Origin of the sequence: Winogradskyella helgolandensis, from assembly GCF_013404085.1 — a bacterium.
Taxonomy (GTDB): domain Bacteria; phylum Bacteroidota; class Bacteroidia; order Flavobacteriales; family Flavobacteriaceae; genus Winogradskyella; species Winogradskyella helgolandensis.
Genome location: NZ_JABFHO010000001.1, coordinates 2,773,337 through 2,797,397, shown reverse-complemented (window position 1 = coordinate 2,797,397; position 24,061 = coordinate 2,773,337). Strand labels below are relative to the sequence as shown.

The 24,061-nt window shown below is 31.9% G+C and carries 25 protein-coding genes; 23 read left to right on the top strand and 2 right to left on the bottom strand.

Annotation, left to right across the window (positions count from 1 at the left end; translation table 11 throughout):
• Positions 1-247 precede the first annotated feature (247 nt).
• On the bottom strand, positions 248-1,018 hold the full coding sequence (locus HM992_RS11755; protein WP_179319802.1) for a LuxR C-terminal-related transcriptional regulator: 771 nt from the start codon (positions 1,016-1,018) through the stop codon (positions 248-250).
• A gap of 170 nt (positions 1,019-1,188) precedes the next feature.
• Entirely contained in the window at positions 1,189-1,647 is a 459-nt protein-coding gene (locus tag HM992_RS11750) for an Lrp/AsnC family transcriptional regulator (RefSeq protein WP_178985174.1), read from the bottom strand.
• A 255-nt stretch (positions 1,648-1,902) separates the two neighbouring features.
• Here HM992_RS11750 and HM992_RS11745 point away from each other — a divergent pair, with 255 nt between their 5' ends.
• The 23 genes from HM992_RS11745 (at position 1,903) to HM992_RS11635 (ending at position 23,906) form a co-directional block, all read left to right on the top strand.
• Positions 1,903-3,102 (top strand): aminotransferase class I/II-fold pyridoxal phosphate-dependent enzyme, encoded by a 1,200-nt coding sequence (locus HM992_RS11745; protein WP_179319801.1) that lies wholly within the window; start codon positions 1,903-1,905, stop codon positions 3,100-3,102.
• Positions 3,103-3,249: 147 nt separating this feature from the next.
• The gene (gene nhaC, locus HM992_RS11740; RefSeq protein WP_178985172.1) at positions 3,250-4,719 is read left to right on the top strand and encodes a Na+/H+ antiporter NhaC; all 1,470 of its coding nucleotides are present in this window, start codon (positions 3,250-3,252) and stop codon (positions 4,717-4,719) included.
• 142 nt (positions 4,720-4,861) lie between these two features.
• Entirely contained in the window at positions 4,862-5,500 is a 639-nt protein-coding gene (locus HM992_RS11735; protein WP_115816840.1) for a peroxiredoxin, read from the top strand.
• 63 nt (positions 5,501-5,563) lie between these two features.
• A complete protein-coding gene (locus HM992_RS11730) occupies positions 5,564-5,872 on the top strand; it encodes a thioredoxin family protein (RefSeq protein WP_179319800.1) in 309 nt (102 codons plus the stop codon).
• Positions 5,873-5,891: 19 nt separating this feature from the next.
• The gene (locus HM992_RS11725; protein ID WP_179319799.1) at positions 5,892-6,149 is read left to right on the top strand and encodes a DUF6952 family protein; all 258 of its coding nucleotides are present in this window, start codon (positions 5,892-5,894) and stop codon (positions 6,147-6,149) included.
• A 131-nt stretch (positions 6,150-6,280) separates the two neighbouring features.
• Positions 6,281-6,850 (top strand): Crp/Fnr family transcriptional regulator, encoded by a 570-nt coding sequence (locus HM992_RS11720; RefSeq protein ID WP_179319798.1) that lies wholly within the window; start codon positions 6,281-6,283, stop codon positions 6,848-6,850.
• 61 nt (positions 6,851-6,911) lie between these two features.
• Positions 6,912-7,916, top strand: coding sequence for an NAD-dependent epimerase/dehydratase family protein (locus HM992_RS11715; RefSeq protein ID WP_179319797.1), 1,005 nt, complete (start codon positions 6,912-6,914; stop codon positions 7,914-7,916).
• Positions 7,917-8,235: 319 nt separating this feature from the next.
• Positions 8,236-8,928 (top strand): hypothetical protein, encoded by a 693-nt coding sequence (locus HM992_RS11710; RefSeq protein ID WP_179319796.1) that lies wholly within the window; start codon positions 8,236-8,238, stop codon positions 8,926-8,928.
• A gap of 5 nt (positions 8,929-8,933) precedes the next feature.
• Complete coding sequence (locus tag HM992_RS11705; protein ID WP_179319795.1) at positions 8,934-9,959, top strand: MBL fold metallo-hydrolase; 1,026 nt, start codon at positions 8,934-8,936, stop codon at positions 9,957-9,959.
• A 153-nt stretch (positions 9,960-10,112) separates the two neighbouring features.
• Complete coding sequence (locus HM992_RS11700; RefSeq protein WP_179319794.1) at positions 10,113-11,999, top strand: P-loop NTPase family protein; 1,887 nt, start codon at positions 10,113-10,115, stop codon at positions 11,997-11,999.
• 480 nt (positions 12,000-12,479) lie between these two features.
• The gene (locus tag HM992_RS11695; protein ID WP_179319793.1) at positions 12,480-12,764 is read left to right on the top strand and encodes a hypothetical protein; all 285 of its coding nucleotides are present in this window, start codon (positions 12,480-12,482) and stop codon (positions 12,762-12,764) included.
• Positions 12,765-12,943: 179 nt separating this feature from the next.
• The gene (locus HM992_RS11690) at positions 12,944-13,675 is read left to right on the top strand and encodes a hypothetical protein (protein WP_179319792.1); all 732 of its coding nucleotides are present in this window, start codon (positions 12,944-12,946) and stop codon (positions 13,673-13,675) included.
• A gap of 1 nt (position 13,676) precedes the next feature.
• The gene (locus HM992_RS11685) at positions 13,677-14,282 is read left to right on the top strand and encodes a hypothetical protein (RefSeq protein ID WP_179319791.1); all 606 of its coding nucleotides are present in this window, start codon (positions 13,677-13,679) and stop codon (positions 14,280-14,282) included.
• A 176-nt stretch (positions 14,283-14,458) separates the two neighbouring features.
• On the top strand, positions 14,459-17,035 hold the full coding sequence (locus HM992_RS11680) for a T9SS type A sorting domain-containing protein (RefSeq protein WP_179319790.1): 2,577 nt from the start codon (positions 14,459-14,461) through the stop codon (positions 17,033-17,035).
• 1 nt (position 17,036) lies between these two features.
• The gene (locus HM992_RS11675; protein ID WP_179319789.1) at positions 17,037-17,630 is read left to right on the top strand and encodes a hypothetical protein; all 594 of its coding nucleotides are present in this window, start codon (positions 17,037-17,039) and stop codon (positions 17,628-17,630) included.
• Positions 17,631-17,938: 308 nt separating this feature from the next.
• On the top strand, positions 17,939-18,379 hold the full coding sequence (locus HM992_RS11670; RefSeq protein WP_179319788.1) for a hypothetical protein: 441 nt from the start codon (positions 17,939-17,941) through the stop codon (positions 18,377-18,379).
• 228 nt (positions 18,380-18,607) lie between these two features.
• Entirely contained in the window at positions 18,608-19,165 is a 558-nt protein-coding gene (locus HM992_RS11665; RefSeq protein ID WP_229720487.1) for a hypothetical protein, read from the top strand.
• A 570-nt stretch (positions 19,166-19,735) separates the two neighbouring features.
• Entirely contained in the window at positions 19,736-20,311 is a 576-nt protein-coding gene (locus tag HM992_RS11660) for a hypothetical protein (RefSeq protein ID WP_179319787.1), read from the top strand.
• Between the two features lie 155 nt (positions 20,312-20,466).
• Positions 20,467-21,009 (top strand): hypothetical protein, encoded by a 543-nt coding sequence (locus HM992_RS11655; RefSeq protein WP_179319786.1) that lies wholly within the window; start codon positions 20,467-20,469, stop codon positions 21,007-21,009.
• A 149-nt stretch (positions 21,010-21,158) separates the two neighbouring features.
• Positions 21,159-21,866: a hypothetical protein gene (locus tag HM992_RS11650; protein WP_179319785.1), complete on the top strand. Its 708-nt coding sequence runs from the start codon at positions 21,159-21,161 to the stop codon at positions 21,864-21,866.
• A 161-nt stretch (positions 21,867-22,027) separates the two neighbouring features.
• Positions 22,028-23,002: a hypothetical protein gene (locus HM992_RS11645; RefSeq protein ID WP_179319784.1), complete on the top strand. Its 975-nt coding sequence runs from the start codon at positions 22,028-22,030 to the stop codon at positions 23,000-23,002.
• Positions 23,003-23,147: 145 nt separating this feature from the next.
• Positions 23,148-23,528 carry a hypothetical protein gene (locus HM992_RS11640; RefSeq protein WP_179319783.1) on the top strand — a complete coding sequence of 127 codons (381 nt, stop codon included), beginning with the start codon at positions 23,148-23,150 and terminating at the stop codon, positions 23,526-23,528.
• 57 nt (positions 23,529-23,585) lie between these two features.
• On the top strand, positions 23,586-23,906 hold the full coding sequence (locus tag HM992_RS11635; protein ID WP_179319782.1) for a hypothetical protein: 321 nt from the start codon (positions 23,586-23,588) through the stop codon (positions 23,904-23,906).
• The last annotated feature ends 155 nt before the right edge of the window (positions 23,907-24,061 follow it).

The following is a 24,061-nucleotide window of genomic DNA, read 5'->3' as shown; positions in this document are numbered from 1 at the left end:
GTTGCTTTTAAAATAAATAAAAGATAGACATCCTCATATTTCTTTAATTTAAAGTAGGCCATAATTAAGTAACGACATTTATCGACGTGCAATGTTATAAACCACAATCTTGTATATGAAATAGGCCCAAACTTTTAATTGTTAGTACAATTAAAAAAATGGACCTATTTTCCCCTTGATTTATAGCTCTACAAAATTGCATATTAATATATGACTTGGCAATACTTAAATTAAGTATTTTTCGCTTTTATAACAGAAATTGATTCATCTTTAACATACCAATGAGTTCGCCAGTCGATGAAATATTAAGTTTCTTCAATATATTTCTTCGGTGAGTATTTACCGTATGTGGACTAATACTCAGCTTTTTAGAGATTTCTTTACTGGATTGATTTAACACGAGTAACCTAATAATATCGCGCTCTCTATTACTAATGCCGTCATTCAATAATTTCTGCGAAAAGTTATCAAAAAATAAGGTTTCATATTCATTATTAGCATTTAGCATTTTAGCTGATGCGGTTATTTCCATTTTTATATGAGGATCTAAAACCGTGTAATGGGCTAATCCAATGATAGGTTTACCATCAGTATCAAAGACTAATGGTGTGGTATTCTGAATGATATTAACATAAACATCATCACTGTTTTTTAGTCTAAAATTCCAAGTGTAATTGGCGTCCTTTCGCTTTTCTTCAGGAATCTCACCAAGTGTAAACTCCATTAAGCGGTTTAGCGCATTTAACCAAGCATCTATATCTTCTGGGTGAATTCTACTCCATAAGTAACGCATACCCATGGTCTTTAAATCATTAACATCAAGACCTAAGCAGGTTGTAAAATTTTTACTAATATATTCAAAGGTTAAATCTTGTGTATTAGTGACACAAAAAAACGTAGAGCTATAAGGCAAATATTCGTCGAGCTCCATAAACTTTTCAATGTGCTCTTTTAGAAATGGCTTGTCATAGGATTTAAAAATATACTTATACAAATCCTTTATTTCAGTGTATTTCATAGTGTAAAATTAGAAAATTTAAATAAATACATTCTCTAACTTTTTAACAAAAACGACTCCAAAACGGAAATAAATAACGCAACTAACACATTATAAATGCTTTTAAGCTTAAAATTATTGTGAAAAACAAAATTGAAACACGCTCAAAATGCAACGAATTACGCCTAATTTTAAAGTGAAATCGCTGTGGTATGCTTCACTTCATTAATCATAAACATACTATGGGTACTCCCAATGTGGTTGATCTTTGTTAATTTCTCAACCATAAACTCCCTAAACGCTTTCATGTCTTTTACTAAAACTTTGAGCAGATAATCATAATCACCACTAAGATGATAGCATTCTAAAACCTCGTTAAGTTGATTCACTTCACGCTCAAACATCACCACATACTCTTGTGAATGTTGCACCAATTTCACATGGCAAAAAGCAACAAAATCCTTTTGCACTTTACTTTTATCTACCAAAGCAACATACTGCTTTACAATGCCGCTCTTTTCAAGTTTTCTAATGCGCTCATAAACAGCAGTTACAGATAAATCTAACTGAAGTGATAACGCTTTATTGGTTTGTTTACTATCCGCTTGAAGTAAAGAAAGAAGTTTTCGGTCTGTGGTATCAAAAATCATAAGTGCTGTTTTTTCGGAAATAATGACACAATACTCAAATTTAGCGATAATAAATCTATTAAAATTAACTTATGTAGATTATTAAACCATAAATCAAAGCACCTATTGATTAATCATCTAAATATATCGAGATTTGAAATACATAAACACTTAATAAAATTATTATGACACGAGCATATTCAAAATCTTATCGCCTTAAAAGAGATGGTAAATAGCGAATTGCATGTGACCATTAAAAACAATAAAAATAAACACATGACTTTTAAACCTGCAAACAATATACAAGACCTACAATACTTTGGAGAATTTGGTGGTGTCAACCCATCCATTTCAGATTCATCAACCTATACCTTTTTATCGGCAAAAACCATGTTCGACACCTTTGAAGGGAATGCAGATGGTTGTTATTTATACTCACGTCATTCCTCACCGTCTAACTTATACTTAGGCGAAGCCTTAGCGGCTATGGAAGGTACAGAAACAGCAACAGTAACCGCCTCTGGAATGGGAGCCATTACACCTGTCATTTTGCAACTTTGTGATGCTGGAGACCATGTCGTAAGCAGCAGAACCATTTACGGAGGAACCTATGCCTTCTTAAAGAACTTTACACCGCGTTTGGGTATCAACACCACGTTTGTTGACATCACGAAGTTAGAAACTGTTGAAGCCGCTATTACCCCAAAAACAAAAGTGCTGTATTGCGAGTCTGTTAGTAACCCATTATTAGAAGTGGCAGACATCAAGGGTTTGGCTGAATTAGCAAAAAAACACAACCTTAAATTAGTGGTGGACAATACCTTTTCTCCATTATCCATTTCACCAATTAATTTGGGTGCCGATATTGTTGTACACAGTTTAACCAAATTCATCAATGGCTCGTCAGATACCGTTGGCGGAGTGGTTTGTGGTACGCAAGAACTCATAGACGATTTACGAAACGTCAACAGTGGTGCTGCCATGCTATTAGGATCGACGATGGATAGTCTGCGTTCGGCTTCGGTTTTAAAAAATCTAAGAACCTTGCATATTAGAATGATGCAACACAGTTATAATGCGACCTATTTAGCTGAACGATTTGAAAAGGACGGTTTAAAAACGGTATATCCAGGTTTAGCCTCTCACCCATCGCATAACTTATTCAAATCCATGATGAATGAAAAATATGGTTTTGGTGGTATGATGACCATTGATGTAGGCACATTAGAGAAGGCCAATGCCTTAATGGAACTCATGCAAGAACGTAACCTAGGCTATTTAGCCGTGAGTTTAGGCTTCTACAAAACCTTATTCAGCGCACCAGGAAGTTCTACCTCTTCCGAAATCCCTGATGAGGAACAAGAAGCCATGGGCTTAAGCGATGGTTTAATTCGATTTTCAATTGGTTTAGATGCCGATATTGAACGCACTTATAAAACCATGAAAGCCTGCATGGAAGAATTAAATATTCCCTAAGCTAAAATCACACGTATTTTATTAAAGGTTAGATGCTTATATAACAGTAAGCGTCTAACCTTTTTTTGGCGTCATATTCTATCATTTGTATTGCATTTGCATTTGGCTTAACAAAATCGTAACATTACGACACTAAACCGAACGAAAATGCAAGAAAACGACGAACTAAGTGAGATTCAAATAGAAGATCAAAAAATTATAAATAATAAAGAACTTAGTTTTCTTGAAGCTTTAATACCGGTTGTCATTTTAGTTGGACTATTAGCTTATAACATATTTTTCGTTGAAGACCAAGAATGGTTTGGCGCCTATACCAATCAAATTATTTTAGTATTAGGTGGTGGTATTGCTGCTGTGGTCGGCCTTTATAATAAAGTGACGTTTAAGACCATGCTCAAAGAGATTTGGGAAAACTTGAGAAGTGTTTTTGTACCTATCATGATTCTATTCTTAGTCGGAGCCTTAGCCGGCACTTGGCTCGTTAGTGGAGTAATTCCAGCTATGGTCTATTATGGCTTGCAAGTGTTAAGTCCCGAAATATTCTTACCCGCTTCCGTGATTATAGCAGCTGTCATCTCCATTGCCACAGGAAGTTCGTGGACCACCTCGGCAACCGTTGGTATTGCCCTAGTGGGTATCGGAACCGCTTTAGGCATTAATCCGGGGATGATTGCCGGAGCCGTGATTTCTGGTGCCTATTTTGGAGATAAAATGTCTCCTTTAAGTGACACCACCAATTTAGCTCCTGCTATGGCAGGTACCGATTTATTTACGCATATTAAATATATGGCCATTACAACGGTGCCAACGATTATAATTACCTTAATTGTTTTTGGAATTATTAGTTTTAATATTGATCCCACAGGAAGTGCAGATATCAGTAACCTCCTCGCTTCTATAGACAGCACCTTTAATATCTCTCCTTGGTTATTTCTAGTTCCTATTGCTGTTGTGGCTTTAATACTATTAAAAACAAAACCGTTATTAGCCTTAGCATCTGGAATTGTATTAGCGATTATTTTCGCTTTCGTTTTTCAAGCTCCTATTCTAGAAGGGCTGTCCGATTCTAAATTTACAGCCATTATAAATTCAATCCTCACAGATACAGCTATTGTTACAGACAACGAAAAATTAAATGATCTCTTCTCTGCTGGTGGTATGGAAGGCATGCTTTGGACCATCTACTTAATCATTTGTGCCATGATTTTTGGTGGCATCATGGATGGCATCGGAGCTCTAGCCCGAATCACAAAAGCCTTATTATCTATAGCAACGTCTATTTTTGGATTATTTGCAAGTACCGTGTTAAGTTGTATAGGACTTAATATTGTCGCTTCAGATCAATATTTAGCGATTGTTATTCCAGGAAAAATGTTTAAACAAGCCTATGAGGATAAAGGCTTAGCTCCTGAAAACTTAAGTCGTACACTCGAAGATTCTGGAACCGTAACCTCTGTCCTCATTCCTTGGAATACCTGTGGTGCTTACCAAAGTGGTGTTCTTGGTGTCGGTGTGGGCGAATACATTGGCTATGCTATTTTTAACTACTTAAGTCCATTCACCACATTAGTATTTGCAGCCTTAAATCTTAAAATTAAGATGCTAAAGAATAAATAGTTTTTAATTATTACAATCAAAATACATCATAGTCAAAAACTATTGCTTTATTAAAAATTAAAATTTGCTTAACGTATTAATTCACTAATGAAAAGTATCTTTGTAGTCGAAAATTAATAACCAATTTTAAAACTATAAAAACATGGCATTAGTAGGAAGACAATTTCCAGATTTAAACGTAAACGCAATGAATGATATGGGCGACACTTTTAAAGTGAACGTTCTTGAAGAAGCAAAAAACAACAACAAAAAAGTAGTATTATTCTGGTACCCAAAAGATTTCACTTTTGTATGTCCAACAGAATTACATGCTTTTCAAGCGGCTTTAGGTGAATTCGAAAAAAGAAACACCATCGTAATCGGTGCATCTTGTGATACAGCCGAAGTACACTTTGCTTGGTTAAGCACGTCTAAAGATAATGGTGGAATTGAAGGGGTAACCTACCCAATCTTAGCAGATTCTAACCGTAACTTAGCTTCAGCTTTAGGGATCTTAGATATCTTCAACGAACAATTTGATGAAGAAACAGGATTGGTAACAGTTGAAGGTGATAACGTTACGTACAGAGCAACATACATCATTGACGAAGAAGGAACCATCCAACACGAAAGCGTTAACAACATGCCATTAGGTAGAAACGTTAACGAATACTTGAGAATCATTGATGCCTTAACACACGTACAAGAAAAAGGTGAAGTTTGTCCTGCAAACTGGGAAGAAGGTAAAGACGCCATGCAAGCCAATGCTAAAGGGACTGCTGCTTATTTAGCGACTCATTAATATCTAATATTTAGACCTGACAGGTTTCAAACACCTGTCAGGTCTATTTAAAATTCAAGAATTATGATACAAGAATTAGATCAAGATAACCTACAAGACATCATCAATGGTAACGATACCGTAATCGTACAGTATTCAGCAACATGGTGTGGCAATTGTAGAATCATGAAACCAAAATTCAAGAAATTAGCTACAGAACATACAGGAGCAACCTTTGTGATCGCTGATGCTGAAAAATTTCCTGAAAGTAGAAAACTAGCAACCGTTGATAATTTACCAACATTTGCAACATTTAAGAACGGTGAATTTAAAGGCCAGACACAAACCAATAAGTTTGATGTGTTAAAAGAATTGGTAGACGACGCCGTATAACACAAAACACCACTAGCACATGAAACTACCCGTAATAAAACACCTAACGCAATTCATTGAAGACAATGACGAAGATTATATCATTGAAACCATTGAAACCTTAGAAGCCTTAACAGAAGTCCCATCGCTTAAAGATGAAGACCTCGACGTTATTGGAGAATTAATCTCTAATATGTACGGTGCCATTGAAGTAAATAAAATGATTAAAGAAGGCACGCCTAAAAAAGAAGCCGTTAACGGATTTATGAAACGCGTTTTAGGTTCTATTGACAAATAAGAGAAAAAGAAAAATTAGTATTCTTTAAAACCACTTGGCGAAAGCTTGGTGGTTTTTGCGTTTCTTACAGTTTCATAGCTAAAATTTTCAGCTATCTTCGTAAAACAGCTACGTTGATTAAAAACACACCCATGAAAAACTTACACCACTATATCCAATCACGATGTAACCTATCCCAAACCGATAGCCGTTTAGTGGAAACCTATTTTACCTCCCAAAATGTACCAGCCAACACCCTACTCTTAGAAGCCGGAAAAACAGAACGCTATGTGTATTTTCTAAGCGAAGGTATTGTAAAAGGCTATCAAAATGTAGATGGTAAAATTGTAGTGCAACATTTAGTCGCCGAGCACGATTTCTTCACCTCCCTAGAGAGTTTTATGAGCGAAACTCCAGCACCTGACTATTACGAAACCATTACCGACTGTAAATTGCTTAAAATCTCTAAACCAGATTTCGAGCTCATCCAAGCGCAATCCACCTTTTGGAGTGACTTCATAAAAACAGTCACCAACGAGCACCTCAATTGCAAAATAGAACGGGTCAAAGATTTCCAGGTATTATCAGCAAAAGAACGCTATCTAAAGTTTATAACACAACAGCCCAACCTAGCCCTAAACGTTTCTGTAGACAATATCGCATCCTTCTTAGGTATGGAACCACAATCCTTAAGCCGAATTAGAAAACAGATCACTATCTAACATTTGTTATTTTTCAACGCGGCATTACGGCAGACCTTTACGCAAACAAAAAACAATAGTGATGAGTAAAGACTTAGCCTTAGTAACCGGTGGCAACGGCCATTTAGCAAACAATCTAATCCGTTTGTTGCTATCCAAAAACCAAAACGTAAGAACAACCGTTAGAGATTTAAATAACACCGCACCGTTTAAAGGTTTAGATGTCGAGTTGGTACAAGCAGATCTTCTAGACAAAGTAGCCCTAAGAAAAGCATGTAAAGACGTCACGCATATCTATGCCGTTGCCGCCAATTTTAGCATGTGGGCAAAAGACCCAAAAACGGAGATTTACGACAACAACCTAAAAGGCACCCAAAACCTATTTGATAGCGCCAAAGCATGTGGCATTAAAAACATCGTCTATGTAAGTTCTGTAGCCGCTTTAGACTTTAATACCTTACCAGCCAACGTAGATAATGGTTATAATACAGACCGAAGAAACTGGTATTACAATTCTAAAAACGATTCTGATAAACTGGCTTTAGCCTTAGGAGAAACATATAACATCAGAACCGTTCTCATTTTACCATCGGCAATGATTGGCAGCCAGGCCCACAAACTCAGTTATTCTAACAACTTAGTCTATCAAATTTTAAAAGGCGAAATCCCTGTAGACACCAACGTCACCTTAAACTGGGTAGATGTAAAAGATGTGGCTTTTGGCGCTTACCAAGCTATGCTAATAGGCAAAGACCAAGAACGCTATATCCTTTCTAACCCAACACACACCACCTTACAAGACAGTGTAAACATAGCCGCAAAGCTATATCCAGAATTACAATTAAAAACCCCTAAAAAAGTACCCAAATGCTTATTGTACACGGTGGCAGGTCTCATGGAATTCAGCAGTAAACTCACAGGAAAAGAACCCTTATTGCAACGCCATTATTTAGATATGTTTTATGGACTTAAACAAGATTATGACATTAGCAAATCTAAAGAAGAACTCAACTTTAATCCTAAACCATCAAAACAAGCTTTAGAAGAGGCACTGACCTACTTAAAAACGGAATGGAAAGCGCAGTAGATGTAATCCATAATTATAATATATAGGGATATAAAACCACTTGGCGAATGCTTGGTGGTTTTTGTGTTTTATAGAGTTTTACTTTGCTATTACGGTTTACCGTAAGTAATTTAGAATAGAAGGTTTTAACTTAGCTTTTGACGAAGAGAAGCTGTACGTAACTTTACGTATAGTTTTTATAAGAAATTGAATTAACTCTGGGACTCATGACTTTAAATATTTAAAACACTGGATATTACGCGGCTAATTTGTGGGATATGAGTGATAAAATTTTTGATATAACAAATTACCTGCAAGCTGAAAAAAATCAGAACTATAAATGAAAACAAACGGATATTACATAAAAGCTAGGTTGTTTCCGACAATATTAACCTCAATTCCTATTCTCAGCTTATATTATTTTGGCTTCAGCGAAAAATTAATAGAATTTATGACTTTTTTAGAAGGTTATAAGTGGGCTAGTGACATTACTCTTTCGATTGCAATAATTTATTTCCTTGCTCAAATTAATAGATTCATTTCAAAAGAATTATTCCAAAATCTATTTTTCAAGGAAGAATTGAATATGCCAACAACTAATCTTCTTCTTAATTCTGACACTACTATGGCTAAATCAATAAAATCTCAAATAGTCCAAAAAATAGCTGCAGACTTTAATATTCTATTGCTAGATTCAAATTCTGAAAACCACAATGGAGAAGAAGCTAGAAAAACTATTTCAAGCGCTGTAGCACAAGTCCGGAATGCAACTAGAGATAATTCAATGCTTCTGCAGCACAATATTGAATATGGATTTGTGAGGAATCTAATTGGAGGAAGCGTTTTAGCTGCCATTACTTCAGTTTTTAATATATTTTTATTTCAATATACTTTTTCAAATCCTTTTGCCTTTAAACTTAATTTAGTCCTATTAGGTATCTACATTTTACCAATCCTATTGAGCAAGTTTTTAATTAGCAGATATAGTAAATACTATGCAAAAATTTTATTCGAACAATATTTAAAAAAATAAAGAAAATGGATTTCAGTATCGATATGTTATCTCTTGGTAATGCAGATTGTAATATTATATGGACAAAAGCAGATGGCTCTGACCTTGTTACGATAATAGACGGTGGCAACCCTAAAGATGCCAAAACCATAATAGCGCATTATGAAAGTTATATAAAGCCAAATATTGCTTCAAATAGCCCAATTCTGATTATTAATACTCATCCTCATTCTGACCATATAGGAGGTTTAATAGATTTAGTGCATTATTTCAAAAATCAAATTCAAAGATTCTATTACAACGACCCAACTGATTATATTGAGGAAGCCAAAAGAAATGAAATAAAAAGTTTGAATGAATCATTTTTGTATTCAAATAAAAGAGTCCAAAAACTTTTTGCTTCATTACAACAATCGGATAATCTAAGTGATGTTCTAGATCAGTATGGTATTTCTAAATTAGAGGCATTTTCAGATAGTCGATTAGACCACAATTTATTTGAATTTGTAGGACCATCAAGAACATTTTATCTCGAGCAACTTGCTTATTTCACAAATATTGACAATCTAAAAATCTCAGGTTCAAACATCCAACCTGAAAGCGAAATTAATGAAGTCCAAGAAGGTCTAAATTCTTGTGTAATAGTTGACGAAAAGAATGATGCGTCTGCAGAGAATCTGACATCTGTTTTAACAAAATTTGTTGATTCTAATAATCGTAAGTACTTGTTTACAGCAGATGCTGGAGTTGATTCTTTTGAATCAGCAGAAAATAATGGTTTTGACATTAGAGATTTACATATTTGTCAATTGCCTCATCACGGTAGTAGAAGAAATATAAGTACAAACTGGATTAGTAATTTTAATCCTAAACAATTTTGGGTTTCCGCAAATGGAAGTAAAAAGCATCCTAGAAAAGCTGTAATTAGTTGTATCAAGAAAAATCTTCCTGACTGTAATACTTACAGCACGCATAAAGGAGGAAATAAGCATATTAATTCTAAATCCAATCTTTTTCCAGAGAGAAATTGGAGCTCAGCAGAACCGCTATAAAAAAAAAGCCAGCAGGTAACACCGTATAAAATTTATTGCTAGTTCTAGCCTTCTTACGAAAATCCTTGCAGATTTTCTATTCGGTTTTTATTTGCTAAATTACGTGCTTAACCACGTAACAAACCATATACAAACACGTTGGCATTAATATAAATGAACGAAGATATAACCGAAAGAATTGAGCAGTATCTATATCTTGATACTAATTACGCCATAATCATAAATGGAGATTATGGAATTGGTAAAACTCATTACATTAAAAATGACCTATTCCCTAAAGTTAAAGAACTAAATGTTCCGTATACTGACAAGGACGAAAAGTTTTTGCCAATATTGATTTCACTTTTTGGAGCTAAATCTATTGAAGAAATTCAAAATCAAATATTTCTAGAATTATACCCAATTTTAAAATCAAAAGGAGTAAAAATCGCTGCTGGTTTAACAAATAGTGTTTTGAAATATTTAGGTAACGACCTAAAAGACATTTTATCTGAAACAGGTGCATCTGGAAATAACTTAAGCGACTATAGTAGAATTTTAATCTGTATAGATGATATAGATAGAAAATCAAAAGAATTAGACCTAAAAGAAGTTTTTGGATTTGTAAACAATCTTGTAGAAAATTTTGGTGCAAAAATCATTTTAATTGCAAATGAAGATGAACTTCGAAAAGAAATAAATATTGACAGAGATAATTATTCTTTGCTAAGAGAAAAAGTAATCGGAATTTCTGTAAGTTTTAGTGCAAATGTTTCTAAAATTTACGATGAAATTATACAATCGAAATACAAAGAGAAAAACGAACCATATTACAAATTCTTAGATTCGGAGAAAAAAAATATCACTTCAAGAATACTTCAAAATAACAGTAATCTCAGAAACTTACTATTTTTCCTAGAGCACTTCAAGATTATATTTAATGGCATTAATGCCTTTTTTGAAAAGGATGAGATATTAAAAGACTTCCATTCAGAAATATGGACCCAAATTTTAGACTTTACTTTGCCTATTGCAATCGAGTACAAGTCTGGAGTTCTCAAACCAGAATTATTTGATGATATTCAAAATTTATATAAAGGTGGATTATTTGATATTTCAGCCTTTTTGAGTGATGGAAATAAACTACAAGTAAAATCTGAAGAAGAAAAAGTCAAAACATATTCAGAAATATATGAAGAGAAATATTTAGACAAGTCAAGTCAAAAGAAAACACTTTATTTCGATTCAATTTTCAACTATATAACTGGAATTTCATCATTCAATATTGACGAACTAATTTCAGAGGTTAACAATAAGTATCAAGTAGAAGACAGCAAGATTCCTGAGAGAGAAAAAATAATGCAAAAACTATCTTATTGGCAATGTATCGACCTTCCTTTAAAAGATTACAGAAAATTGACAAGTCAATTAATAACCTTTGTTGACAAAGGAGAATATAAACTTGACCAATATCCATCTATATTTCATCTTGCAACTCGATTTGATAATATTTTGAACTTTAATTTAGTTAATCTAAAAAAACGATTCAAAAGAGGGATTAGCAAAGGAGAATTTGAGTACAAGCATAATCTAAGTTTCTATTTTTCTATAAGTAGCGATAGTGAGTTTTATGAGGATTTAAAGGAAATTGGAGAATATTGTATAGAAATTAATAAACAAATAAAAGTCAATTCAGAAAAAGAGGAAGTAAAATCACTGTTTGAACTATTCAAAAGTGACTTTAAAGCATTTTTGGAAAAAGTTAATGAACCAAACACTCAATTAAGATATTCACCTATTTTTTCAGAATTTAATTTTAATAAGTTTTGGAGAGCATTTAAAAAGGCGAAAAACACAGAACTGATAGAATTCGGATTTGATTTAAAAAGACGTTACACGAAATATGTTTATCCAGACTTAAACCCGGAAAAGGAATTTTTAGAAAACCTAAAAGCAAAACTTGAAATTGAAATTTCTAAGCCAAAAACAAGAAAATTGGACAAAATTACATTTGAATTTCTAGTAAAGAATATAAACGAGTCAATTGAAAATTTCGCATAAATACTAATGCCAACACCTATATAATTTATTGCTGGCTTCTCGCCTACTTACGAAAGTCCTCACGGACTTTCTTGGTAGGTAATTATTTACTAAATTAGTTGCTTAAACCACGCAACAAACCATATACAAACACGTTAGCAAAGATTTTGGTGCTTACCAACAATTTCAAGGCTACTAATAACATATTATTTATTAATAACAATAACATACTTATAAAAACCTTGTAATGTTTTTTAATAACTGGTTCAATGTGCTCTATTCTTTTCAAATATGATTCACTAAATTTGGAGCTTTACAAAAGCAACACGTTCTAAACCAACCCACACAAAAAAAATGAATATCAAATTAATAACAATTCTTTTCTTTGTATTGCTAACATCTTGTAATTCAAATAAAATAACAAGCATAGATTTTCATTACACGGAACCAGGAATATCATCACCTTCCCAGACTTCTTGCAGTAGTAATCTATTTGTAGACTTGGAAAATATACGTTACAAAAAAATCACCAATGAAAACTTTTTAAATAAGTTTGAACAACAACTGAATAAATTAAAAAAATCAGACGAATTTTCTATTAACAGTAGAATATTCGCGCTGATAAATTATAAAGATAAAAACTTAGATACGCTCTGTATTGGAGAATATAGAGGAATATGTTTGAATGGAAACATTTTATCCCATAATGACGATTTTCATAATCTCATAATGGATGAAATTGATTTTTATGACAAGAAATTATACGATAAATTACGTAGGAATTAAAAAGTTCGCAATTATAGCAAACTGAATATAGCCTTTTGCCAACATCATGTATAATTAATCGCCTAGCCCTAGCCCACTTCAAAAAATCCTCACAGATTTTCTATTCTAGTCATATGTGCTCTATTCCATTCGAAATTTATTCACTAAATTAGAAGCTCAAACACCCAAAGCACAACCACATGAAAAAAATCATCCTCTTACTTTTAATTTGTTGCGCATTTCAAGCCATTGCACAACAAAAACTAGAAATCGAAATCGACAACCCAGAACCCAGAGTTGGACAAAAAGTGACCTTATCCATTAACATGGACTTTTTAAATGAGTACTTAAAAAAAGAATTAGGAAAGAACATCAATGTCACGGGTTCACCCTCAATTTTCGGGATGTCATCAGAAGATTTTCAAAGAATCATTATTTTCGATAAAGCAAAAACATATAACATCGGACCATTCGATTTTGAATTTAATGGTAAAAAATATACCACGGATACTATGGAGGTCAATGTGCTTCCTAAATTACCCATCGAAAATGGCCTTTGGCTAAGACAAACAGAATTTGAAGGGCAACATTACCTAATTCTTGAACAGCTCATCAGCAACACATCTAATAAAACAGAAAATGAAAATGGTAGCTATTCGCATACCATTGGCGGAGTAATGCCAGAAGGCAAAGAATTTGCGGAGTTAAATGAGGACTTAACACAAGGCATTCAATTAAGCAATTACAGCTCTGCCACGAACTCTGTAACGCCTGACGATGGTGAATTGTTTGGTGTTGGTTTTTCGTATTCAATTAAAAAGTATAAAATAACATTTGACGAAGATTATAAAGGAGAATACCTCATTTCGGAATCAGACTTTAATAATCTACCTACAAAATTTGATATCGGAAATATTAAATTAAATAAATAATATGAAAAATACATTACTAATTCTAGTCTTACTGTTTATAAACTTAAGCCATGCACAAGAAGATTATGAAGTTGAAATTAACGGCAAAACCTATGATATAGCTTTAGATAAAAATTACGAGTTAGATTTAAACGGAACCAAAATTAAACTTAACGTAAAGCAAAAAGATACTTTAGTATACACAGACCCCTATTTTAACTTTAAATATCCAAAGGACTATAAAGTAGGAAAAAAAATTATTGATAGTGAAATTGAACAATTAATGCTAATGACAGCGGAAGGTTCAGGATTTATTATTCAAACATATTCTGGTATTAATCCCACCATGTTAAATGAATTAATGATTAATGAAGTCACAAAAGAAAGTGTTAATTACGGATTTAACTTGGTAAGAGAAGATTACGAAAGAACCTTAGATTCTGGTTTAAAAATAAACGTGAACAAAGCTATATTAACGTATAAAAACGAAATAAATATTTACGAAGTTGCTTCTGTCGGTAAAAAGGACTCAGGACTAATACTCATGTCTATGGAAATGAGCGATATGGAAAACTCTATAGGCAAAAACCTGATTAATATGATATGGAATACCCTGGAGATAAAATAAACAGTTTACGGAATGAAATACAGTAGCACAAAACAGACGCGCAATATACATTGGGGAAATAAATCTTGTAGTATTGGCTTAATAAAAGTTAAACCATATATAGGTTTCTAATAAATTTAAACAGTTGTACTTAAAACAATAAATGATAATTACTAATATAAAACACCAATTCTAAAATGAGAAAAATTCTACTTTTTAATGCTTTGCTATTCTTTATTAACTTTGCATTTGGACAAATAAATTTTGAAGATAAAGTCAATATTTATGATTATGATTCTTTAAGTGTTCATATCATTTATGATGATTTCGATTATGACGGTGATTTAGATATCATAAAACATGGTATCTCAAATTCAGGCAATGTTTTACTTCAAAAAAATGAAAATGGTGATTTTAATACTAAACCATCATCTTTAGTATCTACTGAAAAGAGTCTACTTATATCTCTAGACTTAAATAATGATAATTTTCCAGATTTAATAACGTATCAATTCGGGTCTTTAGGCGTGATGTATAATTTACAAAATGATACGTTTAGTGAAGTGGAAGCGCTTCAAAGTAATCTTGGCTTCTACTCTATTCGCCCTTTTAAGTTTGATTACAATAGTGATGGCTTTATGGATTTAATTGTAGTAAACAATAGCAATGATGCATATGTAATGCTAAATGATCAAATAGGAGGATTAGAGCCTGTTACCTTTTTAATGTCTGTAGGCAGTTTTAACCACATTTATAAAATAGATGATTTTAATAATGACGGTAATTCCGATATTTATATAAGGGATGGTAATCAATTAAAAATTTACTTGTACGATGTAGATCATGATGAAAATGATGATTCTGATGATTTTGTTCAACCTTATATTTTACAAGCAGATTCTTCGCTTATTTCCTATGGAATATTAGATCTAGATGGCAATGGATTTCAAGATATATTATACCTCAAAAACGGAGCAATATGGGCGAAATATTTCGACTTTAATGAGAGCCTAAGTCAATATACAGTATTAAATGACGTCATGGTTGTAGATAATATTCCATTATATTCGAATTACGGAAATGATCGTTCTATTCATATTGAAAATGAAAATAATGAAACTTATGCCGTATACGTTGCATTAGAAACTTCAGAAAATCAACAAGACATATACAAATTTAGTATTCTAGACAATGTATTTAGTACCGCTCAAATAATATTACCAAATTTTCAGATTAATACATTTGGTACAGACCAATTTAATTTTTTAGACCTTAATAATGACGATAATTTAGATTTTTGTTTTACTTCAAACTTTAATGAAAACAAAATGATTTTCATAAATAATGATATAAATGATCCAAACGACAAAACCATTTGTATTCAACAAGTTATTAAGCCAAGCACGTTTTCTGTTATAGATATGAATGGGGACGGTGTTGAAGATATTTGTGTAGGTACTCAAAATGGATTGGGATTTTTTGAAAAAACACCTAATAATGAATTAAGTGATTTAAGACCTTTAATTGGTGTAATGTCCAATCCTAACGCTTCCGTATATACCATTAACCATATTGCTGACATTAATAATGATGGCTTAGGGGATGTTATTGATTTTAAGAATTCTGGGGATTATATCAAAATATATAAGAATTTAGGAAATGACGATTTTGAATTTATTCAGTCTGTCCCACTTTCTAATATCCTTTTGGCTTCTAACATAGCTTTTGTAGACATAAATAATAATGGTTACAAGGACATAGTGTTTTCCTATACTGTTGATTCTCCATGGAGTACTAGTATTGAATTTCATTGGATAAAAAATAATAATGGAATTAATTTCGATAATCCACAACCATTAATTGTAAATAATGTTGACAACATCTTACCAAATTCAATAGCCTATGATGATTTTAATAATGATAATCAAACTGACATATTAGTTTTAAGTTCTTATTATGAAAATAATCAACTGGTTAATGAAGTAAATTTATTAGAGAATAATAACGGTCAATTTAACGGAAATAGTATTGCTACGTTCAGCGGCGATTACGGTAGAGGTCATATAAAAATAAATGATTTTGATCAAGATGGTGATTTAGATTTTTTTGTATACAATATAAATACAAATCAATATTATGATTATAACTTTTTATTTTTTAAAAATAATGGACAAAATAGTTTCGAATCAATTTCGATTGAAAATCTGAATATTGAAGATATAGAGTTTTACGATAATGATGGTGATGGCATTAATGAAATATATGCATGGAATCATGATGCTTCTTCTTTTACAAACAATATTTTTTATTATTCAACAACTGACTATATAAACTTTACTAAGGTTCAAATCGATTCTTATTCAGCTTCATATGATGAATCGGATCCTGTAACTAGAGGAGATCTACTCTTATATGATTATAATAATGACGGTAAGGATGATTTATTTATTAATAATGTGTCTCCATTTCAAGGATTAGTATCTGTTTATGATAATATTTCAGAGACATTAGGAATTGAAGACATCGAAAATGATAATAACTTAGGTCAATTACAAATACATCCTAATCCTTTTGTAAATTCTGTTAATTGGAATAATCCAAAAAATGAAACTTATAATTTACAATTATTTTCTCAAAATGGTAAATTACTTTTGGAAAAAACAACTACAGAAAACAGCTTAGATCTTTCTGCTTTTAATAATGGAATTTACATTTTTAGCATTAAAGAGGAAAATTCGGGATATGAATGGGTTTATAAAATCATTAAAAAATAACATGAAAAAAATAATCGGCATCCTAATCTTAGCAGTCCTACTCGTTTCTTTCACAGATCGAGACTTAAAGGGCTACATCACGTTGTTTGAAGATGCGAGTAGCGCCAAATATTACAAATACGGTGACAGCCATTATTTCGAATCTTTTGATAATGATAAAGAAATGATTGGAGACAAGAAATACTATGTCAGATACAGAAAATACGGATGGGGAACTGTAGATACCACCTACTATAGAAAAGGCTCTGAAAACTACTACCATATCAATAAAAAAACCTTAGAAGAATCTATTATTCTCCCAGTAAACCCTAAAGTGGGTGATCAGTGGCTAGAAAATGATAAAAGCTGGAGTTATGAAGTCATTGCCGACCAACAGAAATTTAAAACACCTGCAAATAAATACAAAAACTGTATTAAAGTACGCTGCAAACAACTAACCAATAAGGATAAAAGAAAAAACAAAGAGTATATCCTCTATTACTCACCCATATATGGATATGTAGGCAATGTAGACGGCAAAGGCAAAATTCTAAGCTATCTAAGCGAAGTAAAATTAAACGCTAAAGAAGGAGAGGTCATTGGAGATTTTAAATAGACTTAATGGACGCAAACAAAAAATAAGTAGATATAGCTTGTATCCTGTTCAATTAGTGGGGTATGAGTTATATAATACTTTGTATAACGAGTTGTGTGTAAGCTAAAAAAATACGTCAATGAAACAGAAATCTAACATTTCATTTTTGGAAATGGTTTTAATCAGTTGGAAAATAACTTTTATTATTGTTTGCTTTTTTCTGATTTACAGCCTCTACGATGGAAAAATAGGTGCAATTATTTTTTGTATTCTTTTTCTTTTATTTAATGGGCTCCTAATTAGAAAATACACTATTGAAAAACGAAAAAATGAAAAGCTTTAAAATGAAAATAGGAATTATAATCATTTGTGCTCTATATACTAATCTCGCATTTGGACAAAAAGACACTATAAATTCTGATTGGAATAAAATTATTGTTGGTAAATGGATAAATAAGATTGACCGAACTATAGACGGTAAAGAATACTCTGGACTGAATTGTCGAGATACAATTTCATATATTTCAAATGGAAAATACATATCAAAACAATGCGCTTGGAATGAAACTGGAAAGTGGAAACTATCTGACGACGGAAACAAGATAATACATTTTGACATTGATAATAAATACTGGAAAAAGGAATTAGGAACTGATGATTTAGGAGAAAGTCATTGCAAAATAATATCGTTATCTAAAACTGAACTGGTAACACAATTATTTAGTGAAGATGCGGGCGAAATCCATCAATATTATGTTCGACTAGAATAAAAGCCTACACACAACACCGTATATAATTCATTGCTAGTTATAGCCTACTTAAGATAATTCCATCTTCATTTTACAAGTTCTGGCTCTTTTAGAGAACGTATTATAACAAGCTTTAGGTTTACAGTTACATGGTTTAATGTGCTTAACTTTTTAAGGCTAATCGCTATACCGACTTATAAAAGTCTCATTATTATAAAATTATATTAGATTTGTAATAAACGCTATAGATTGGATATAGACAATAGCGTATATCCAATTGTTGTACACCATTTGAGAAAAACATTTGTAATCATATTGACCTTTATCGGATTTTTGTCATTTGGACAAGAAACGGAACTGAATTCGATTGAAAAAAGCGAGTTGGACAGTATTTATGTCAGAGCATTAAAAAATAGGTTTGACCTTTTACTTTCGAGCGGTTGGAAATATGTTGAACTCAATGAAAATGGACAACGGATTTCCAAACTGAACGTATCTGACCGATATAAGTTTTTGACCAATGAGGAACTAATTGATTTGTCAATTAAAGAAAAAAAGACAATTCGGGTTTTGCGTCTGACTCACGAAATAATCGGAATTGATACAGTTGATGTGAATTTTGGAATTGTAAATGTTACTGGAAAGCGGAAAATTCATTTCAACAATGGACTGAAATTTAAAAAAGCGGACTTTGCAATAAATTGTGGCGGAACAAATGGCTATGTTCCTGATATGAGATTTGTGTTTGACCGCAAGAAAAATAATTGGGAATTAATTGATGGAAAGTATAAAATACCAGCTGAATAATATATGAGATATGTTATCAAAATTTGGTTATTTACAATAATCGTTTCACCTCTTTTATTAGCATTAATATTAGGTGCTATTATAAATGATTCGAGTTTTACGAGTATATTAAATTCTTACGAAATAATATTTGTAATGATTATTGTCGGCTTTCTTTCGTCAATTCCTGCAATGGTAATATTTTGGTTAATTAAAAGGTTTTTGAAAAATAAATACTCAACCCTAAACGAGAAGATTATATTATCAATTTATAGCTTTCTATCGGTTTGGATTACATTTTTCATCGTAGATAGCGGATTTATTACAAGATGGTCTGAACAGACAATTTGGGTTTTGATATATTCGCTAACAATAGTGATAGGAGTTTGGATTTTTAAAAACAATAATAAAGAAATGACTGAATAAAAAACGGTGTACAACACCGTGTATAATTCATTGCTAGTTATAGCCTACTTACGAAAGTCCTCGCGGACTTTCTATCTGTGATTTATTTGCTAACTTTAGTGCTTAAACTCGCAACGAAATCATACACAACAACGTTAGCAACAAGCTGAAAAACCACTCTGAAATTTGAAATTATTAATCGCTTTATCAATCATCCTTACCTTTTTCTCTTGTAACGACGATTGGGATGAATTAGAATCTGAATATCAAAAATGCATAAATGACAAGACCTTTAACAGAGGAATTTTATACCCTCTAAATACATTGGAATCTGACTTAGAAAAATCGGTAAGCGTATTTGATTCGATTAAAAAGTTTGAACACTATTTAAACAAAAAAGGACATCTATCTGAGTTTAGTAAAAATGGATATTTGTCTTTAATCTCTGAAATTGACCAAGCTGATTATCTTGAAAAAGAGTTTGAGGAATTTAACTCAAGTCATTATTTCATTGAGAATAATCTGATGACCGTATTGTTTTTTGAGGAATTATTTTATGGTTGTGTTATGAGTTCTTTCAAAGACCAAATACATTATAATTTTATTTTAGAGACAAAAGACAAGGTTCAATTAAATTCCTATCCGAACAGGAAAATATTGACCGAATTAATAGACAAAATAGATTTTAAAAGTGAAACGCAAAGATTAATAGTTACTTATCTAATTTATTCTAACTTATATTGGAAATATGAAATGGAATAAAAGCCAGTTGCTAACACCGTGTATATTTAATTGCTTCATTGAGCTTACTTGCGAATATTCCTGCGGAATATTCACGGGTTCGTAAAAGTTTACTAATTTAGTTGCTCAACCACGCAACTAACCATACACAATCACGTTGGCAAACATTTAAGCGAATGAACAAATCAATTACCTTTCTTCTTCTAATTTCATTTTTTTTAAGTTGTAATAGAAATTCAGAACGAATTAAAATTACTGTATCACATTATGATAATCTAAATATTGACGAATCGAAATGGAAAGACATAGAATTAATCAAAGATTCCCTAATTGATTTAAAACAAACAAAAGTTGACTTATATTTTAGCCAAAAGGTTGCCAAAATACCTTATTATTTACCAACTAATGGAATTTATAAAGACTCAATAAAAGACAAAGAATGTGACATTGATTCTTTCGATGAAAGTGTAAGAAGTTTTGCATTTCTTAAATGTTATGAATATGATAGTATGAAACGTGTCAAAAGTATGAGTGTTAGCGGTTCTGGAACAATGGGAACTTGGAATTACAAATACGACGAATTAAATAGAATTACCAATATTGAAAATTTAGGAACGATTTACACGATAAAATATGATGACAAATATGGAATTCTAAAAGAAATAATCAAAGATTTATCAGGTAATCTCGAAGAGAGAATAGAAATTATGTACGAATAAAAAACGATTTGCCAACACCGTGTATAATTAATTGCTAGGTTCTTCCCTACTTGCGAATATTCCTGCGGAATATTCACGGGTTCGTAAAAGTTTACTAAATTAGTTGCTTAACCACGCAACTAACCATACACAACAACGTTGGAAGTAATATGAAAAAAGTCATTATCTACATTAGTTTTTTCTTTATTTTGGTAAGTTGTTTATCTAAAAAAGACAATATTGATTCTGAACTAAATATACTTAACGATATCTTTCTTGAATTAGTCGGAACTGAATATTATTATGAAAGACTTCCGATTCCACCAATGCCATTGGAATATGCTGAGAACAAACAAGATTCAATAAGCCACCATATTCAAAAAGAAAAGTATGATGAAGCTTTTGCTAATCCTAAATTAGATAAGTCAGAACTAGTATTAGGAATTAGTTCTAATTTCAATAATCCTAAAAGGGAATTTAGAGATTGGAATACCAAAGAATCAACATTTCCTAGAGAATACTATCCTGACTCTCTACATTCAAAAGACTTTGACCAACTCTTAATTGAATTAGTTGATAGTACATCATTTCAAAAAGGTAAATTGGAATTAGAAAAATTAGAACAAACAGGAAAATATAGCATTAAGGATTTAGGACAATTAGAAAAACAAAATAAAGAATATTGGAAAAGTAAAGAATACAGATATATTGCGTCAATTAGATTTTCTGATTTTAAAATAAATAAAAACAACGATAAAGCAATTTTTTACTTTGATTTCTTTTGTGGAAACTTATGTGGTTCTGGCGAAATAATATATTGTATTAAAGAAAATGGTAAATGGAAAATAGTGGAAAGAAACATGCTTTGGGTATCATAAATACTACTGCCAACACCGTGTATAATTAATTGCTAGGTTCTTCTCTACTTGCGAATATTCCTGCGGAATATTCACGGGTTCGTAAAAGTTTGCTAATTTAGTTGCTTAACCACGCAACTAACCATACACAACAACGTTGCCACACATTTGAGAAAAACCCGATGAACATTAAATTTCTACTAACTTTTTTCACACTTATTTCTGGACTTTCTGTCTTCGGACAATTTAGTCGTGAAAATATTTCAACGGATTCATCTGAAATTGAAATTATCAGAAATTCGGTTTATCATATTTACGAAGAAAGCTATAAAAACAAGGATTCTGTTTGGTATAGTGTTCATTTCATAAAAGACACGACGAGATTAAACACAGAAGGTTGGAAAAGAAAAAGCGGAAAACAACTTGGAATTTGGAAAGAATATAACTTCGATAAGCAATTATTATATACTCGTGATTATGACAATGCAATTTGCGAAGTGAACAGAAAATTATTTCCGCATCACGAAATACTTGAACGAATGAAAAAAAAAGTTGACAGCTTAATTATTTCTAATTATAGTAAGGAGTTTTTTGACAAGCAAGTGCGTTTCAATTTCAATTGTTATGCTTACGATAAAGATGGTTATGTAGGTAGTTGGACAGAACCTATGAAAAGAAAACCGACTGAATTTCTTTTACGTTATCAAGTCAGATTAAAAAACTCTGACTGGCAAAGTTCAATGATTGGAATTAGTCTTGACGAAAATGGCAACTACATTCCGAGTCACGACAGATTCAACAACAACGGATTTGAAGAATTAAACTCTGAAAATAGAACTTTTGAGATTGATAAAACAAAAGCTATTTCAATTGCACAAAAACACGGATTAAAAGGAGAAAATGTTTCCGAATTTTTAAAATGGGAAAGATTTAATAAAGCAACTTTTTATGATGGACAGTTCAAATATTATATTGCGGAATTGACAGACCAAATAGACGAAATAAAAAAAGAAGGTCGTTCGAGAATAACTTATAAGTTCAATGTTTATTCATTTAATCCCTGGACAGGAGAATTCTTGGAAACAAAGAAAATGAAACAAATTAAAGAATGGGGAAAAGACAGTGGATTTACATCTGACTTATTACCTGATGAATAAAAAAACGTGTGGCAACACCGTGTATAATTCATTGCTAGTACTCGCCTACTTACGAAAATCCTCGCGGATTTTCTATTCGGTTTGTATTTGCTAAATTAGTTGCTGAAACACGCAACTAACCATACACAAATACGTTGCCCACAATATGAAAAAAACCGTTTTCACATTAATAATTCTGCTCTTAACATTGAGCAGTTGTGCACAAGAAAATAATTGTGCCGAATTTAAAACTGGCGAATTTCGCTATGCTAAAGAAGGAATGCCTGAGAAAATTGTGCGGACTGAAAATATGCAAATCGAGACAAATCCAAATGACAAAATTGTAGTGAAAACCGCAATTGAATGGACTTCGGATTGTGAATATACAATGACTTACAAAGAGATTTTATATCATCCAAAAGACGTGAGTAGCGTAATTGGAAAGAAAATTTATTGCGAAATTGTGGAAACGAATGGAAATCGAGTAAAAGTTCACGCAAAGAGCGATACAATGGATGAAGTTTTGGAATTTATAAAAACAGATTAAGAAGACGTGAAAAGGATTTTATATTTAATGTTGTGCTTAACTTTAAGTTCGTGCTTTATGTTTAAAGATGACGGAATTGAAGTAAACATAAAAAACAACACAAACGAACCGATAACGAATGTTGAATTCACAACGACTGAAAGAATTGAAATAGTAAAAATTGACCGAATAGAACCAAATAAAAGTGCGACTGAATTTTTATCAATGAAGAAGAATAAGGCTGATGGAGCATATTCACTTACTTTTAATCGTGCGAATGGAAAAAAGGAAATTAGTGGTGGCGGATATTATACAAATGGAGGTTCACTTGACCATTGGGTAGGTTTTGAGATTGAGAATGATACGATAATTGTGAAATTTGACGCACCAATATACTGAAAAAATACTGTGGGCAACAACGTATATAGCTCATAGCTAATTAGTTGCTTAATCGAAGTTAAGGCATATTTGGAAAGTCGCCAAATTTTTAAATTTGACGATTTCCAATAAAAAAGATAAATAGTAAAATTTAAAAATCTGGCTTGTGCTCAACC